At 67.1% G+C, this 15,442-nt stretch carries 10 protein-coding genes and 2 rRNA genes; 7 read left to right on the top strand and 5 right to left on the bottom strand.

Annotated features, from left to right (window positions below; genetic code table 11):
- Nucleotides 1-21: 21 nt before the first annotated feature.
- Nucleotides 22-1,053, top strand: coding sequence for an ABC transporter substrate-binding protein (locus tag ACSMXX_RS26815; RefSeq protein ID WP_473181245.1), 1,032 nt, complete (start codon nt 22-24; stop codon nt 1,051-1,053).
- A 244-nt stretch (nt 1,054-1,297) separates the two neighbouring features.
- Nucleotides 1,298-2,227, top strand: a complete 930-nt coding sequence (locus ACSMXX_RS26810) for a siderophore-interacting protein (protein ID WP_473181244.1) — start codon at nt 1,298-1,300, stop codon at nt 2,225-2,227.
- A 197-nt stretch (nt 2,228-2,424) separates the two neighbouring features.
- Here ACSMXX_RS26810 and ACSMXX_RS26805 read toward each other — a convergent pair whose 3' ends face one another.
- Nucleotides 2,425-3,471, bottom strand: a complete 1,047-nt coding sequence (locus ACSMXX_RS26805; protein ID WP_473181243.1) for an HAD hydrolase-like protein — start codon at nt 3,469-3,471, stop codon at nt 2,425-2,427.
- Between the two features lie 125 nt (nt 3,472-3,596).
- Between ACSMXX_RS26805 and ACSMXX_RS26800 the strand changes: the two genes are divergently transcribed.
- The 5 genes from ACSMXX_RS26800 to ACSMXX_RS26780 all read left to right on the top strand — a co-directional run bounded on the left by ACSMXX_RS26800 (nt 3,597) and on the right by ACSMXX_RS26780 (nt 10,463).
- Nucleotides 3,597-4,883 carry a DUF1015 family protein gene (locus ACSMXX_RS26800; RefSeq protein ID WP_473181242.1) on the top strand — a complete coding sequence of 429 codons (1,287 nt, stop codon included), beginning with the start codon at nt 3,597-3,599 and terminating at the stop codon, nt 4,881-4,883.
- Between the two features lie 171 nt (nt 4,884-5,054).
- Nucleotides 5,055-6,581, top strand: coding sequence for a pyridoxal phosphate-dependent decarboxylase family protein (locus ACSMXX_RS26795; RefSeq protein WP_473181241.1), 1,527 nt, complete (start codon nt 5,055-5,057; stop codon nt 6,579-6,581).
- Complete coding sequence (locus tag ACSMXX_RS26790; protein WP_473184989.1) at nt 6,578-7,990, top strand: lysine N(6)-hydroxylase/L-ornithine N(5)-oxygenase family protein; 1,413 nt, start codon at nt 6,578-6,580, stop codon at nt 7,988-7,990. Before ACSMXX_RS26795 ends, ACSMXX_RS26790 begins: the two co-directional genes overlap by 4 nt.
- Nucleotides 7,987-8,649: a GNAT family N-acetyltransferase gene (locus ACSMXX_RS26785; protein WP_473181240.1), complete on the top strand. Its 663-nt coding sequence runs from the start codon at nt 7,987-7,989 to the stop codon at nt 8,647-8,649. The genes ACSMXX_RS26790 and ACSMXX_RS26785 overlap by 4 nt, the downstream gene beginning before the upstream one ends.
- On the top strand, nt 8,646-10,463 hold the full coding sequence (locus ACSMXX_RS26780) for an IucA/IucC family protein (protein ID WP_473181239.1): 1,818 nt from the start codon (nt 8,646-8,648) through the stop codon (nt 10,461-10,463). Before ACSMXX_RS26785 ends, ACSMXX_RS26780 begins: the two co-directional genes overlap by 4 nt.
- Before the next feature lie 75 nt (nt 10,464-10,538).
- On the opposite strand, the gene ACSMXX_RS26775 is transcribed toward ACSMXX_RS26780, so the two are convergent.
- The 4 genes from ACSMXX_RS26775 to ACSMXX_RS26760 all read right to left on the bottom strand — a co-directional run bounded on the left by ACSMXX_RS26775 (nt 10,539) and on the right by ACSMXX_RS26760 (nt 15,339).
- A complete protein-coding gene (locus tag ACSMXX_RS26775) occupies nt 10,539-11,273 on the bottom strand; it encodes a tetratricopeptide repeat protein (protein ID WP_473184988.1) in 735 nt (244 codons plus the stop codon).
- Nucleotides 11,252-11,761 (bottom strand): hypothetical protein, encoded by a 510-nt coding sequence (locus ACSMXX_RS26770; protein WP_473185054.1) that lies wholly within the window; start codon nt 11,759-11,761, stop codon nt 11,252-11,254. The genes ACSMXX_RS26775 and ACSMXX_RS26770 overlap by 22 nt, the downstream gene beginning before the upstream one ends.
- 192 nt (nt 11,762-11,953) lie before the next feature.
- Nucleotides 11,954-12,070 (bottom strand): 5S ribosomal RNA (gene rrf / locus ACSMXX_RS26765).
- A gap of 144 nt (nt 12,071-12,214) precedes the next feature.
- Nucleotides 12,215-15,339 (bottom strand): 23S ribosomal RNA (locus ACSMXX_RS26760).
- Nucleotides 15,340-15,442: the final 103 nt, after the last annotated feature.

The raw sequence follows: 15,442 nt of genomic DNA, 5'->3' as shown, positions 1-15,442 counted from the left end.
CCGAGAAGAGAAGGCTCTGTTATGCCCCATTCGTCCGCACTCCCCAGTCTCTCCCGCCGTGGTCTGCTGGCCGCAGGCGGCGCCGCGGGTCTCGGTGCTCTGCTCACCGCCTGCGGAAGCGACGGCGGTTCGAAGTCCGGCTCGGACAAGGGCGGGGGCGCCTGGTCCTTCACCGACGACCGGAAGAAGAAGATCAGCCTCGACGCCACGCCTGAGCGCATCGTCGCCTACGTCGGCACCGCCGCCGCCCTGCACGACTTCGGCGCCGGCGACGCGGTCGTGGGCGTGTTCGGCCCGACGAAGAAGAAGAACGGCGAACCGGACGTCCTGGCCGGGGATCTGAACGTGAAGAAGCTGGAGATCATCGGCAACGCCTTCGGCGAGTTCGACATCGAGAAGTACGCGAAGGTCCGCCCCGACCTGCTCGTGACGAACATGTACGTAAAGGACGCTCTCTGGTACGTGCCCGAGGAGAGCAAGGCGAAGATCCTCAAGCTCGCCCCGTCCCTTGCGCTGAAGACGGCCGAGACGTCGATGCTGGACGCGATCAAGCGCTTCGCCGAACTCGCTGAATCCCTCGGCGCCGACCTGAAGGCGAAGCCCGTCACCGACGCCAAGGACCGCTTCGAGAAGGCGTCCGAGACGCTGCGCAAGGCCGCGAAGGCGAGCGGCGGTCTGAAGGTGATGGCCGCCTCCGGCGCCCCCGACCTCATGTACGTCTCCGATCCCTCCGCCAACGCCGACCTGCGGTACTTCAAGGAGCTCGGCGTCGACATCGTCGTCCCGAAGAAGATCAGCAAGCAGGGCTTCTTCGAGGAGCTGAGCTGGGAGAACGCCGACAAGTACAAGGCCGACGTGATCATGCTCGACAACCGTACGCAGGCGCTCCAGCCCGCGGCACTGAAGTCCAAGCCGACCTGGTCGGACCTGCCCGCGGTCAAGGCGGACCAGGTCACGACCTGGGACGCCGAGCCCCGCTTCTCCTACGCGGGCGCCGCACCGCTGCTGGAGCAGCTCGCCAAGGCGGTCGAGGACGCGAAGAAGGTCAGCTGAGCGGCCGCGGGACGGCGGGTGCCCGCCGTCCCGCACCCGCCTGGCACCACGTACGCGCACAGCGACACCGCACTGCGGACCAGCACACAGGCACCGGCACACAGGCACCGGCGTCCGCCCCGAACACCCCGCACGCCCGCCGCACATCCGGCGGCAGGAGCGGCCACCTGACCATCGAGCAAGCACCTCACCATCGAGCAAGCACCGCGCACGGCACGGCCCACCCGGGAGGAGAGCCCGCAGCATGAGCACCGCAGCCCCCGAAGCCCCAGCCCGCACCGTCCCGTTCGAGTTCTTCGACACGCACGTCGTACGGACCCGCAGGCTCGGTCCGACGATGCTGCGCATCACCTTCGGCGGCGAGGCGCTGCGGCACTTCACCTCGGGCGGACGCGATCAGCGCTTCAAACTCTTCCTGCCGCAACCGGGGCAGGACGCGCCGGTCGTACCGACGGACGCCGGCGACGCGTGGTTCACGGTCTGGCGGTCGATGGACCCGTCCGTGCGCGGAATCATGCGCTCGTACACGGTCCGGGAGCAGCGCCGTTTCCCGCAGGACGAACTGGACATCGACTTCGCCCTGCACGGCGTCGGCGACCCGACCGACGCCGCCGCCGCGGGTTTCGTACCGGCCGGCCCGGCATCCCGGTGGGCCGCCACGGCACGCCCGGGCGACCGCGTCACCATCCTGGGCCCCACCGTGGACGACAACGGCGGTGTCGACTTCCGCCCCGCGGCCGGCACCGACTGGGTGCTGATCAGCGGTGACGAGACGGCTTTGCCCGCCGTCGCGGGCATTCTCGACTGGCTGCCGCCGGGCACCCCCGCCAAGGTGTGGCTCGAAGTGCCGCACGCCGAGGACATCCAGGCCCTGCCGACGGCCGCGGACGCCGACATCACATGGCTCGTCAGGGACAACACCACCGACCACCGCACGGACTTCCACCTCGCCTCGGTCGCCGCGGCCTGCCTGCCGGAAGGCACGCCCTACGCGTGGATCGCGGGCGAGGCCGGAACCGTCAAGGCGCTCCGCCGTCATCTGGTCCGCGAGCGCGGATTCGACCGCAAGCGGGTCAAGTTCACGGGCTACTGGCGGATGGACGCGACGGAGGAGCAGCTCGTCGAGGAGGCCGTGTCGGCCGCCTCGGGCACCTCGGGCGCCGCAAGCGAATGACGTGACACCGGTCCCGGGGGGGCGGAGGACCGCCGGGCCGGGGACCCGCATCGGACCCCGGTCCGGCCGGCCCCTCAGGTCCCGGCCCCTCAAGATGCCGCCTCTCAAAGTCCCGGCCCCTCAAGATCCCGCCTCTCAAAATCCTGGCCCTTCAAGATCTCGCTCCTCAAGATCCCGCTTCGCAAAGTCCCCGCTCCTCAAAGCCCCAGCCGCGCAAGGACCTTGTCCGGCTCCAGCCCGCAACCGCCGTCCCCCGCCGCCGTCCACGCCGCGCCGCACAACGCCCGCAACCCGTCCAGCACTTCGCCCTCGCCGTCCAGCACGAGCTCACCCTCGCCCGCCCTGGCGTGCCAGCCCCGGCATCCGAAGCCGGCTGCCGCGTCGCCGGTCAACTCCGGCTGCTCCCGCGCCAGTTCACGCAGGTCGCGCGCCACGTACGCGGGACGGTGCTCGGGCGGTGCGGCCAGCAGCTGAGCCGCGTCCGTCACCCCGGTCAGTACGAGCAGCGAGTCGACGCCGCCCACGTGCGCGCCCTCGATGTCGGTGTCCAGGCGGTCACCGACGACCAGAGGCCGCTTCGCTCCCGTACGCAGAATCGTCTCCCGGTGCATCGGCGGCCGCGGCTTCCCCGCGATCTGCGGCTCAGGAGCCGCACGCATCCACCGGGTCGCGATCCGTACGACCTCGACCGCCGCACCGTTGCCGGGCAGGATGCCGCGGGCACCCGGAATCGTCCTGTCCGCGTTCGAGGCGAACCACGCGGCCCCGCGGCCGACCGCGACCGCCGCCTCGCCGAGCCGTCCCCACTGCAGCTGCGGGCCGCCGTAACCCTGCGCCACGGCAGCCGGTTCGTCGTCGGCCGAGTCGACGACGTTCATCCCCTGCTCGCGCAGCGCCTCCCGCAGCCCGTCGCCGCCGATGACGAGGACGCGCGAGCCCGCCGGATGCTGCTCGGCGATGAGGCGTGCCACGGCCTGGGCCGAGGTGATCACGTCACCGGCTTCCGCGGGGACGCCCAGATCGCTGAGGTGCGCGGCGACGACCGCGGGGGTGCGTGCCGCGTTGTTCGTCACGTACGCCAGCCGCATGCCGGCCTCCCGGGCCTCCTCCAGCGACCGCACCGCGTACGGGACGGCGTCGCCCGAGACATACACCACACCGTCCAGGTCCAGCAGCGCCGTGTCGTACTCCTCCCGGAGCGCCCGGCGGCTCCCGGAAGGCCTCGTACGCGCAGTGCCCGCCATGGTCTCTCGCTCTCCTCGCAACGGATTCTCTTTCGCGACCGGTTCACGACCGGCTCCCCGATCATCCCGCGCTGCGCCGGGGAGCGGCCTCCGCCCCCGGACGGACTCCGGCATAGCATGCGGTAATGACCGATGACGGCCTCCGGCTCACGCCCTTCCGCGGGCTGCGTTACGTGCCCGGGAAGGTCGGCTCCCTCGCCGCTGTGACCTCACCGCCGTACGACGTCGTGGTCCGCCCGGACGAGCTGCGGCAGCTGGAGACGGCGGACCCGTACAACATCGTCCGGCTCATCCTGCCGCAGGCCGCCGACGCCGTCGGCAGACAGGCCAAGGCCGCCTCGACCCTGCGCAGCTGGCTCGCCGAGGGCGTGCTGGCACCCGATCCCCGGCCGGCGCTGTACGTCTACGAGCAGCGGCGGGGCGACCTGCTGCAGCGCGGCCTCATCGGCGCTCTGCGGCTCTCGCCGCCCGAGGAGGGCGTCGTACTGCCCCACGAGGGCGTGATGACCGAGGTCGTGGAGGACCGTGCCGCACTGATGCGCGCCACGGGAGCCAATCCGGAGCCGCTGCTGCTCTCCTACCGCGGCGACGGCACCGTGACGGGGGCAGCCGCCGTCATCGAACGGACCACGCTCCGGCCGCCGTTGCTCTCCACCACGACCGAGGACGGCTTCTCGCACCGCCTGTGGTCGCTGACCGACCCGGCCGAACTCGCCGAGGTCGACGCCGACTTGTTTCTCCGCCGCGCTCTGATCGCGGACGGGCACCACCGCTGGGCCACGTATCTGCGGCTGCGCCGGGAACACGGCGGAGACCTCACGGGGCCCGACTCCCCGTGGGACCACGGCCTCGTCCTGCTCGTCGACACGGTCCGGCATCCCCTGCGCGTGCAGGCCATCCACCGTGTGCTCACCAGGCTCCCGCTCCAACAGGCCCTGCGCGCCGTGGAGTCCGAGGGCGCGTTCCGCGTACGCGACCTGGGTACGCCGCCGCTGCCGCAGGCCCTTCGGTCGCTGGACGAGGCGTCCGGCAACGCCTTCCTCCTTACCGACGGCGGCGGCGCCTTCCATCTGCTCCATGATCCCTCGCCCGGCCTCCTGGAACGGCGCCTCGACGCCGGCCGTCCCGCAACCTGGCGGCGACTGGACGCCACGGTGCTGCATTCCGTGCTTCTCGACGAGGTGTGGCGCGTGCCGGACCGTCCGGAGGAGATCGGCTACATCCACGACGCGGCGGCCGCCGTCAACAAGGCGGCCCAAGTGGGCGGCACAGCCGTGCTGATGAGACCGGTACGGGAAGAGCTCGTACGCGAACTCGCCGAACAGGGCGTGATGATGCCCCGCAAGTCCACGTCCTTCGGCCCGAAGCCGGCGACCGGACTCGTGCTGCGCGTCCTGGACGAGGACTTCTGAAGGCTCCGGAGTACTCCCGGAACTCAACGGCGGCTCTGCGTAAGGCTCGTGGAAGGACTGTCTCTCCCGACCCCACCCCGCCCTGCTCCCATCACGACATAGTTAGGGTAGCCTTACCTCACCGCACCCACCGTGCGGTGCAGCCGATGCCTGCGTCAGGGAGGACAGTTCATGAGCAGCAGGTCACACCTGCTCAACGACAGGACGGTGGAGCACTACAGGCGCTCCGTCACAGAAGGGGTCGGCCGCGTCGCGGAGAAGATCGCCGGCGCCGACCGCCCGTTCACCGGAGTCACACCGTCCCAACTCGCCCCCGCCGTCTCCGGCATCGACCTGGAAGCCCCCCTGGGCGACCCGGCGGCCGCCCTCGACGAGTTGGAGAACGTCTATCTCCGTGACGCCGTCTACTTCCACCACCCGCGCTACCTCGCCCACCTCAACTGCCCGGTCGTCATCCCGGCGGTGCTCGGCGAGGCCGTGATCTCCGCCGTCAACTCCTCGCTCGACACCTGGGACCAGAGCGCGGGCGGCACGCTGATCGAGCGCCACCTCATCAAGTGGACGGCGGAACGGATCGGCCTGGGCACCGCGGCGGACGGCATCTTCACCAGCGGCGGTACGCAGTCCAATCTGCAGGCCCTGCTCCTCGCCCGAGACGAGGCGTGCCGCCTGGTCGAGAAGAACTCCGCGACACCGCTGCGCAAGCCCGAGATCCTTCCGCGGCTGCGCGTACTCACCTCCGAGTGCAGTCACTTCAGCATCGAGAAGTCCGCGACGCTGCTCGGCCTGGGACCGGAGGCCGTCATCCCGGTGCCGTGCGACGAAGACCGGAAGATGCGCACCTCCGCGCTCGCCGCCGAACTCGAACGGTGCGAGCGCGAGGGCCTCGTGGTGATGGCGGTCGTCGCCACCGCGGGCACCACGGACTTCGGAAGCATCGACCCGCTGCCCGGTATAGCGGACCTGTGCGAGCGCGCAGGCACGTGGCTGCACGTGGACGCGGCCTACGGCTGCGGACTGCTGGTCTCCCGGCGGCGGAATCTACTGGACGGCATCGAGCGTGCCGACTCGGTGACCGTGGACTACCACAAGTCCTTCTTCCAGCCGGTCTCTTCGAGCGCCGTGCTCGTACGCGACCAGGCCGCCCTGCGCCATGTCACCTACCACGCGGACTACCTCAACCCGGCGCGGATGGCCGAGAACAACATCCCGAACCAGGTCGACAAGTCCATCCAGACCACACGCCGCTTCGACGCGCTCAAGCTGTGGCTGACGCTGCGCATCATGGGCGCCGCGGGCGTCGGCGAACTCTTCGACGAGGTGGTGGACCGCGCTGCGGACGCCTGGCGACTGCTGCGCGAGGACCCGCGCTTCGAGGTCGTCACCCGCCCCCAGCTGAGCACGCTCGTCTTCCGCTACCTGCCGCCCGCACCCGCGGGCCGCTCCCTGACGGACGAGGTCAACCTGCACGCGCGGCAGGCCCTTTCAGCCTCGGGTGAGGCCGTCGTGGCCTCGACGGTCGTCGACGGGCGGCACTACCTGAAGTTCACTCTGCTCAACCCCGAAACCTCACTCGGCGACATCGCCACCGTCCTCGACCTCATCGCCGAGCACGCGGGGCGCCACCTCGCCGAACGCCCGGGCGCACCCGGCACCCGGCACCCGGACCCGGAACCGGTCCACCCCCGCGCCAGCTGACCGCCTGCCCCCGGAATCCGGAGACTTACGTGTCCACCCCACAAGACACCGCCCACGTCCACGACTTCACCGCCATCGGACTGGGCCCCTTCAACCTCGGCCTGGCCTGTCTGTCAGAACCCGTCGGAGAACTCGACGGCCTGTTCCTGGACGACAAGCCGGAGTTCGACTGGCACTCGGGAATGCTGCTCGAAGACAGCACCCTGCAGACGCCGTTCATGTCCGACCTGGTCACGCTGGCCGACCCCACTTCGCCCTACTCCTTCCTCAACTACCTCAAGGAGACGGGCCGCCTCTACGCGTTCTACATCCGCGAGAGCTTCTATCCGCTGCGCGCCGAGTACAACGACTACTGCCGCTGGGCCGCCGGAAAGCTGAAGTCCGTGCGCTTCAACAACCGTGTCACGAGCGTCGAATACGACGAGAGCGAGGAGCTGTACCTCGTCCGCGCCGACGACCTCGCCGCCGGTGAGCAGCGCACGTACCGCAGCAGGAAGCTCGTGCTCGGCACCGGCACGCCGGCCCACATACCCGACTCCTGCCGCGGTCTCGGCGGCGACTTCATACACAACTCCCGCTATCTGGACCACAAGCAGGAGCTCCAGAAGAAGAAGTCCGTCACGGTCGTCGGCAGCGGCCAGAGCGCCGCGGAGATCTACTACGACCTGCTCCAGGAAATCGGCGGCCACGACTACCACCTGACCTGGGTCACCCGCTCCCCGCGCTTCTTCCCGCTCGAATACACGAAACTGACGCTGGAGATGACCTCCCCGGAGTACGTGGACTACTTCTACGGCCTCCCGCAGGCCACCCGGGACGAACTCGTCGCCTCGCAGAAGAACCTCTACAAAGGCATCAACACCGAGCTGATCGACGCCATCTTCGACCTGCTCTACCAGAAGAGCCTCCACGGCCCCTGCCCCACACGGCTGATGACCAACACCGCCCTGACGGACGCCTCTTACGACGACGCCTCAGGCGCGTACACCCTCGGCCTTCGCCAGGAGGAGCAGAAGCAGGACTTCACCCTCACCACCGAGGGCCTGATCCTGGCCACCGGCTACCGCTACCGCACACCGGACTTCCTCTCCCCCGTCGCGGACCGCATCGACTGGGACGAGCAGGGCCGCTTCGCCGTCCGGCGCAACTACCGTGTCGACAGCGGGTACAGCGGAGAAACAGCCGGCCGGGAGATCTACGTGCAGAACGCCGAACTGCACACCCATGGCTTCGTCACACCCGACCTGGGCATGGCCGCCTACCGCAACTCGTGCATCATCCGCGAACTGCTCGGCCGCGAGTACTACCACGTGGAACGCTCCATCGCCTTCCAGGACTTCACCGCACCAGTACCCGACCCCGCCACGGCAGCGGCCCGGAACACAGGGACGGAGGCTCCGCACTCATGAGCAGCAACCCCCGCACGAACGACGCCGGGACCGGCGCCACCGTGCACACGCGCACCGACGCCCGGCTGGGCCGCTTCGACCTGCGGCCCGTCGACCCGGCGGGCGACGCCGAACTGCTGCACAGCTGGGTCACCCACCCCAAGTCGGCGTTCTGGCTGATGCAGGAGGCCACACTCACGGACGTGGAGCGGGAGTTCATGGGCATAGGCGCCTCCGAGCACCACGACGCCTATCTCGGCTTCCACGAGGGCGAGCCGCGCTTCCTCATGGAGCGCTACGACCCGGCACACGTCGAGCTGAAGGGGCTTTACGAGGCGCAGCCGGGCGACGCCGGTATGCACTTCCTGTGCGCGCCCACCGACTCCCCGCTGCACGGCTTCACCCTCGCCGTGATCACCACCGTGATGGACATGCTCTTCGCAGACCCGCACACCCGCCGCGTCGTCGTCGAACCGGACGTACGCAACTCAGCCGTGCACGCACTCAACGAAGCGGTCGGCTTCCGTATCGAGCGCACCATAGCCAAACCCGAGAAGGACGCCTACCTCAGCATGTGCACCCGTGAGCAGTTCGAGGCCGCCCGCCAAGCCGGCACGACCGGTGAGACCGGCCAGACCCACGAGACCCGCGAGGACGCAGGAGGGACGAAGAGCCGATGACCAGCCCCACCGCCCTCTCCCCCCGCGATGCCGTCGCCCATCTCACGCCCGAGCGCTGGGACTTGGCGAACCGGCTGCTGATACGCAAGGCACTCGCCGAGTTCACCCACGAACGGCTCCTCACCCCCGCGCCGTTGACGACGCAGGGGCCCCGGCCCGGCAGCCGGTACTCGGTCCGCAGCGACGACGGGACCACCGAATACCGCTTCACGGCACGGCAGTTCGCCCTGGACCACTGGCAGATCGACAGCGGCAGCATCACCCGCCACCGGGACGGCGAGCAACTCCCGCTGGACGCCCTCGCGTTCATCACCGAACTGCGCGGATCCCTGCGGCTGGGCGAGGAGATCCTGCCCGTCTATCTGGAGGAGATCAGCTCCACCCTCGCCAGCACGGCCTTCAAACTGGCCCGTACGCCCGTGAGCGCCGACCGCCTGGCCCGCTCCGGCTTCCAGGCGATCGAGGCGGGCATGACCGAGGGCCACCCCTGCTTCGTCGCCAACAACGGTCGCCTCGGCTTCGACGTCGCCGAATACCGCGCGTACGCCCCCGAAGCCGGCGCCCCCGTACGGCTGATCTGGGTCGCCGCCCACCGCGACCACGCCACCTTCACCGCGTCGGCCGACCTCGGCTACGACAAGCTGCTGCTCTCGGAACTGTCCGCGCAGACGCTGCGCCGCTTCTCGGCCGCCATGCAGGAGGAGGGCCTCGATCTGGAGGACTACTTCCTGATCCCCGTCCACCCATGGCAGTGGTGGAACAAGCTGTCCGTCACCTTCGCCGCCGAGGTCGCACACCGCAATCTGGTCTGCCTCGGCCACGGCGACGACGAGCACCTCGCGCAGCAGTCCATCCGTACGTTCTTCAACGGCACCAGCCCCGGCAAGCACTACGTGAAGACAGCACTCTCCGTCCTCAACATGGGCTTCCTGCGCGGCCTCTCAGCCGAGTACATGAAGGCCACGCCCGCCATCAACGACTGGCTGGCCCGTCTCGTCGACGAGGACGAAGTGCTGCGCGAATCAGGGCTCGCGGTGCTCCGCGAATGCGCCGCCGTCGGCTACCACGCTGCCCCGTACGAGGCGGCCGCACCCAAGGGCTCCCCGTATCTGAAGATGCTCGCGGCCCTCTGGCGCGAGAGCCCGGTTCCGCTGCTCGCACCGGGCGAACGGCTGGCGACGATGGCGGCGCTGCTCCACACCGACACCGAAGGCGGCTCCCTGGCCACGTCGCTCATCGAACGCTCCGGCCTGGACCCGGTGACGTGGCTGCGCAGGTACCTGAACGCCTATCTCACACCGCTGCTGCACTGCTTCTACGAGTACGACCTGGTCTTCATGCCGCACGGCGAGAACGTCATCCTCGTACTCGACGAGGACGGCGTGCCGAAGCGGGCGGTCTTCAAGGACATCGCCGAGGAGATCGCGGTGATGAGCCCGGAGGCACAGCTCCCGCCGGAGGTCGAGCGCATCCGCGCCGAGGTCCCCGAAGAGATGAAGATCCTCTCCCTCTTCACCGACGTCTTCGACTGCTTCCTGCGCTTCCTCAACGGCATCCTCGCCGGCAACGGCACCCTGGATGAGGACTCCTTCTGGTCGGCGGTCGCCGACTGCGTCCGCGACTACCAGAAGTCCGCACCGCACCTGGCCGAGCGCTTCGAGCGCTACGACCTCTTCGCGGACACCTTCGCGCTCTCCTGCCTCAACCGCCTGCAGCTTCGCAACAACCAGCAGATGGTGGACCTGCAGGACCCGGCGGGCGCACTCCAGCTCGTCGGCGAACTCGACAACCCGCTGGCACGCTTCGCGCCGTAGTCCCCCCGGCTGCGGCCCCACGACCGCGAGGAGGCGGGAGTTCCGACAGACTCCCGCCTCCTCGCATCCCCTGCGTCACTCCGCGGAGCCGGCCCCAGGCCCTTCTGCCGCGGTCTCCTCGTCGGCCTCGGGATCGAGCGCGTCGACGAACTCCACTCCGTCCAGCTCCGCCAGCCTGTCCGACGCGTCCGTGGAGCCGCTCTGGTCGGCCTCCAACGCCTTGGCGAACCACTCCCGGGCCTCGTCCTCACGCCCGACCTCGAGAAGGGCGTCGGCGTACGCATAGCGCAGCCGGGCAGTCCACGGCTGCTGGGAACTGGACGCCAGCTCCGGGCTCTGCAGTGTCACCACGGCAGCCTCGGTCTGCCCCATGTCCCGCCGGGCTCCGGCCGCGACGAGCCGCATCTCCACCTGCCCGGCCTTGTCCAGCTTCTGCACCTCGGACTCGCCCGCCATCGCCAGCGCCTTCTCCGGCCGTCCCATACCGCGCTCGCAGTCGGCCATGACGGGCCACAGGTGCTGCAGCCCTGTCATGCGCCGCGCGGCACGGAACTCCGCCAGCGCCTCCGCGTACTTCTCCACCGCGTACGCCGCGAAACCGGCCGCCTCACGCACTGACGGAACACGGGAGGCGAGCCGCAGCGCCACCCGGGCATAGCCGTAGGCCGCCTGCGGATCCTCATCCAGATACCGCGCAACCATCACGAGGTTCTTCGCGACATCCTCCGCGAGCGTCTTCGGCAGGCTCATCAGCTCCTGCCGGACTTCCTTGTCGATCTCGGCGCCGGTCACGTCCTCGTCGATGGGCAGCCGCCTCGGCGCCTCCCGGTCACTCCGGCGGTCGTCCCGGCGCTCGTCGCGCCCCCCTCGGCGAGGAGGCCCGCCCCGGTCGTCGTCCCGCCGCCCCCGGAATCCACCGCGCCGCTCACGGCCGTCCCGTCCTCCGGAACCGCTCTGACCGTAAGGACGCCGACCGCCGCCACCGCCCCGCTCGTCATCCCGACGAGGTCCACGCGACCTGTCATCATCCCGGCGCCCCTGCCGGGGCCCATCGGAGCGGCGCGGCCCATCGGAACGGTTCCTGTCCGGCCGGGCGCCACCGTCGCGACGGTCCCCGCGGCCCTGCGGCCGGTCACCCCGGTCGCTCCCGCCGGAGTCCCCACCGCGAGGCCTGTCCCGGTCCTTCCGCTCATCACGTCGATCGCCGCGACGCCCGTCGTCCCGCCGGTATCCGCTCCGCCCGCGGCTCTCGCCGCCGCCGGCGCGGCCATCGCGCTTTCCACCACGGGGCCGGTCATCGCCACTCCGCGGGCCGGACTGACGAGGACGACGCTCAGGCCGATCGTCGGACGATTCGGTGGACATCGACATGACTCCTGTCTGCAATGCGAGGCCTTTCTTCGGCGCCCCGCACATATCGCACTCTCGAAACAAAAAAGCCCGTGGCTCACAGCGCATGCACGCTGTGAGCCACGGGCCCATCAATAATAGTTCGGCGGTGTCCTACTCTCCCACACGCTCCCGCATGCAGTACCATCGGCGCAGTAAGGCTTAGCTTCCGGGTTCGGAATGTGACCGGGCGTTTCCCTCACGCTATGACCACCGAAACACACCCCCCACACAACGGTGGGGGAAACCTGTGTATGTGTGTGTCAGCGCACTCTTCACATATCAACAACCGCCCCGGCTGCCCCTGCTTGGGGGTGTGGGGGTTGTTGTTTCAGATACCGCACAGTGGACGCGTAGCACATGTGGTCAAGCCCTCGGCTTATTAGTACCGGTCAACTCCAACCCTCACGGGTCTTCCATATCCGGCCTATCAACCCGGTCATCTCCCGGGAGCCTTAACCCCACACAGGGGGTGGGAGTCCTCATCTCGAAGCAGGCTTCCCGCTTAGATGCTTTCAGCGGTTATCCCTCCCGAACGTAGCCAACCAGCCATGCTCTTGGCAGAACAACTGGCACACCAGAGGTCCGTCCGTCCCGGTCCTCTCGTACTAGGGACAGCCCTTCTCAAGACTCCTACGCGCGCAGCGGATAGGGACCGAACTGTCTCACGACGTTCTAAACCCAGCTCGCGTACCGCTTTAATGGGCGAACAGCCCAACCCTTGGGACCGACTCCAGCCCCAGGATGCGACGAGCCGACATCGAGGTGCCAAACCATCCCGTCGATATGGACTCTTGGGGAAGATCAGCCTGTTATCCCCGGGGTACCTTTTATCCGTTGAGCGACGGCGCTTCCACAAGCCACCGCCGGATCACTAGTCCCGACTTTCGTCCCTGCTCGACCCGTCAGTCTCACAGTCAAGCTCCCTTGTGCACTTACACTCACCACCTGATGACCAACCAGGCTGAGGGAACCTTTGGGCGCCTCCGTTACATTTTAGGAGGCAACCGCCCCAGTTAAACTACCCACCAGACACTGTCCCTGATCCGGATCACGGACCCAGGTTAGACATCCAGCACGATCAGAGTGGTATTTCAACAACGACTCCACACCCGCTGGCGCGAATGCTTCACAGTCTCCCACCTATCCTACACAAACCGAACCGAACACCAATATCAAGCTATAGTAAAGGTCCCGGGGTCTTTCCGTCCTGCTGCGCGAAACGAGCATCTTTACTCGTAGTGCAATTTCACCGGGCCTATGGTTGAGACAGTCAAGAAGTCGTTACGCCATTCGTGCAGGTCGGAACTTACCCGACAAGGAATTTCGCTACCTTAGGATGGTTATAGTTACCACCGCCGTTTACTGGCGCTTAAGTTCTCAGCTTCGCCACACCGAAATGTGACTAACCGGTCCCCTTAACGTTCCAGCACCGGGCAGGCGTCAGTCCGTATACATCGCCTTACGGCTTCGCACGGACCTGTGTTTTTAGTAAACAGTCGCTTCTCGCTGGTCTCTGCGGCCACCACCAGCTCCCCCAGCACGTGGGATCACCAGCCGTGGCCCCCCTTCTCCCGAAGTTACGGGGGCATTTTGCCGAGTTCCTTAACCATAGTTCACCCGAACGCCTCGGTATTCTCTACCAGACCACCTGAGTCGGTTTAGGGTACGGGCCGCAACAGCACTCGCTAGAGGCTTTTCTCGACAGCATAGGATCATCCACTTCACCACAATCGGCTCGGCATCAGGTCTCAGGCCCATGTCATGCGGATTTACCTGCATGACGCCCTACACCCTTACCCCGGGACAACCACCGCCCGGGCTGGACTACCTTCCTGCGTCACCCCATCACTCACCTACTACAGACTCGGACCGCCGGCTCCACCACACCCACAGCATCCCGAAGGACACCGCAGGGGGCTTCACGGGCTTAGCATCACCTGATTCAGCGCTGGCGCACTGCCACGGGTACCGGAATATCAACCGGTTATCCATCGACTACGCCTGTCGGCCTCGCCTTAGGACCCGACTTACCCTGGGCAGATCAGCTTGACCCAGGAACCCTTAGTCAATCGGCGCACACGTTTCTCACGTATGTATCGCTACTCATGCCTGCATTCTCACTCGCATACCGTCCACAACTCGCTTACACGGCTGCTTCACCCGGCACACGACGCTCCCCTACCCACCCACACACCCGTTAGGGCACACATGTGAGTGACACGACGTCGGCGGTGTGCTTGAGCCCCGCTACATTGTCGGCGCGGAATCACTTGACCAGTGAGCTATTACGCACTCTTTCAAGGATGGCTGCTTCTAAGCCAACCTCCTGGTTGTCTCTGCGACTCCACATCCTTTCCCACTTAGCACACGCTTAGGGGCCTTAGTCGATGCTCTGGGCTGTTTCCCTCTCGACCATGGAGCTTATCCCCCACAGTCTCACTGCCGCGCTCTCACTTACCGGCATTCGGAGTTTGGCTAAGGTCAGTAACCCGGTAGGGCCCATCGCCTATCCAGTGCTCTACCTCCGGCAAGAAACACACGACGCTGCACCTAAATGCATTTCGGGGAGAACCAGCTATCACGGAGTTTGATTGGCCTTTCACCCCTAACCACAGGTCATCCCCCAGGTTTTCAACCCTGGTGGGTTCGGGCCTCCACGAAGTCTTACCTCCGCTTCACCCTGCCCATGGCTAGATCACTCCGCTTCGGGTCTTGAACACGCTACTAAACGCCCTCTTCGGACTCGCTTTCGCTACGGCTCCCCCACACGGGTTAACCTCGCAACATGCCGCAAACTCGCAGGCTCATTCTTCAAAAGGCACGCAGTCACGACGCACCAAGCAAGCTTGGCACGCGACGCTCCCACGGCTTGTAGGCACACGGTTTCAGGTACTCTTTCACTCCGCTCCCGCGGTACTTTTCACCATTCCCTCACGGTACTATCCGCTATCGGTCACCAGGGAATATTTAGGCTTGACGGGTGGTCCCGCCAGATTCACACAGGATTTCTCGGGCCCCATGCTACTCGGGAAAAAGACAAGTGAGCCATCACAATTTCAGCTACGGGGGTCTTACCCTCTACGCCGGGCCTTTCGCATACCCTTCGCCTATTGCAATGGTTTCTGACTCACCCAGCCGCCGGCAGACGACTGAAGCCCCATCCCACAACCCCGTACATGCAACCCCTGCCGGGTCTCACACACATACGGTTTAGCCTCATCCAGTTTCGCTCGCCACTACTCCCGGAATCACGGTTGTTTTCTCTTCCTGCGGGTACTGAGATGTTTCACTTCCCCGCGTTCCCTCCACACACCCTATACATTCAGATGCAGGTGACAGCCCATGACGACTGCCGGGTTTCCCCATTCGGACACCCCCGGATCACAGCTCGGTTGACAACTCCCCGGGGCCTATCGCGGCCTCCCACGTCCTTCATCGGTTCCTGGTGCCAAGGCATCCACCGTGCGCCCTTAAAAACTTGGCCACAGATGCTCGCGTCCACTGTCCAGTTCTCAAACAACAACCAGCCACCCACCACCCACGCCCACAGACGCAGTACACCGGGACCGGCACCAAGAGACCCACGA

The organism is Streptomyces sp. DSM 116795 (assembly GCF_055792905.1).
This window is presented reverse-complemented; position numbering and strand designations above follow the sequence as displayed.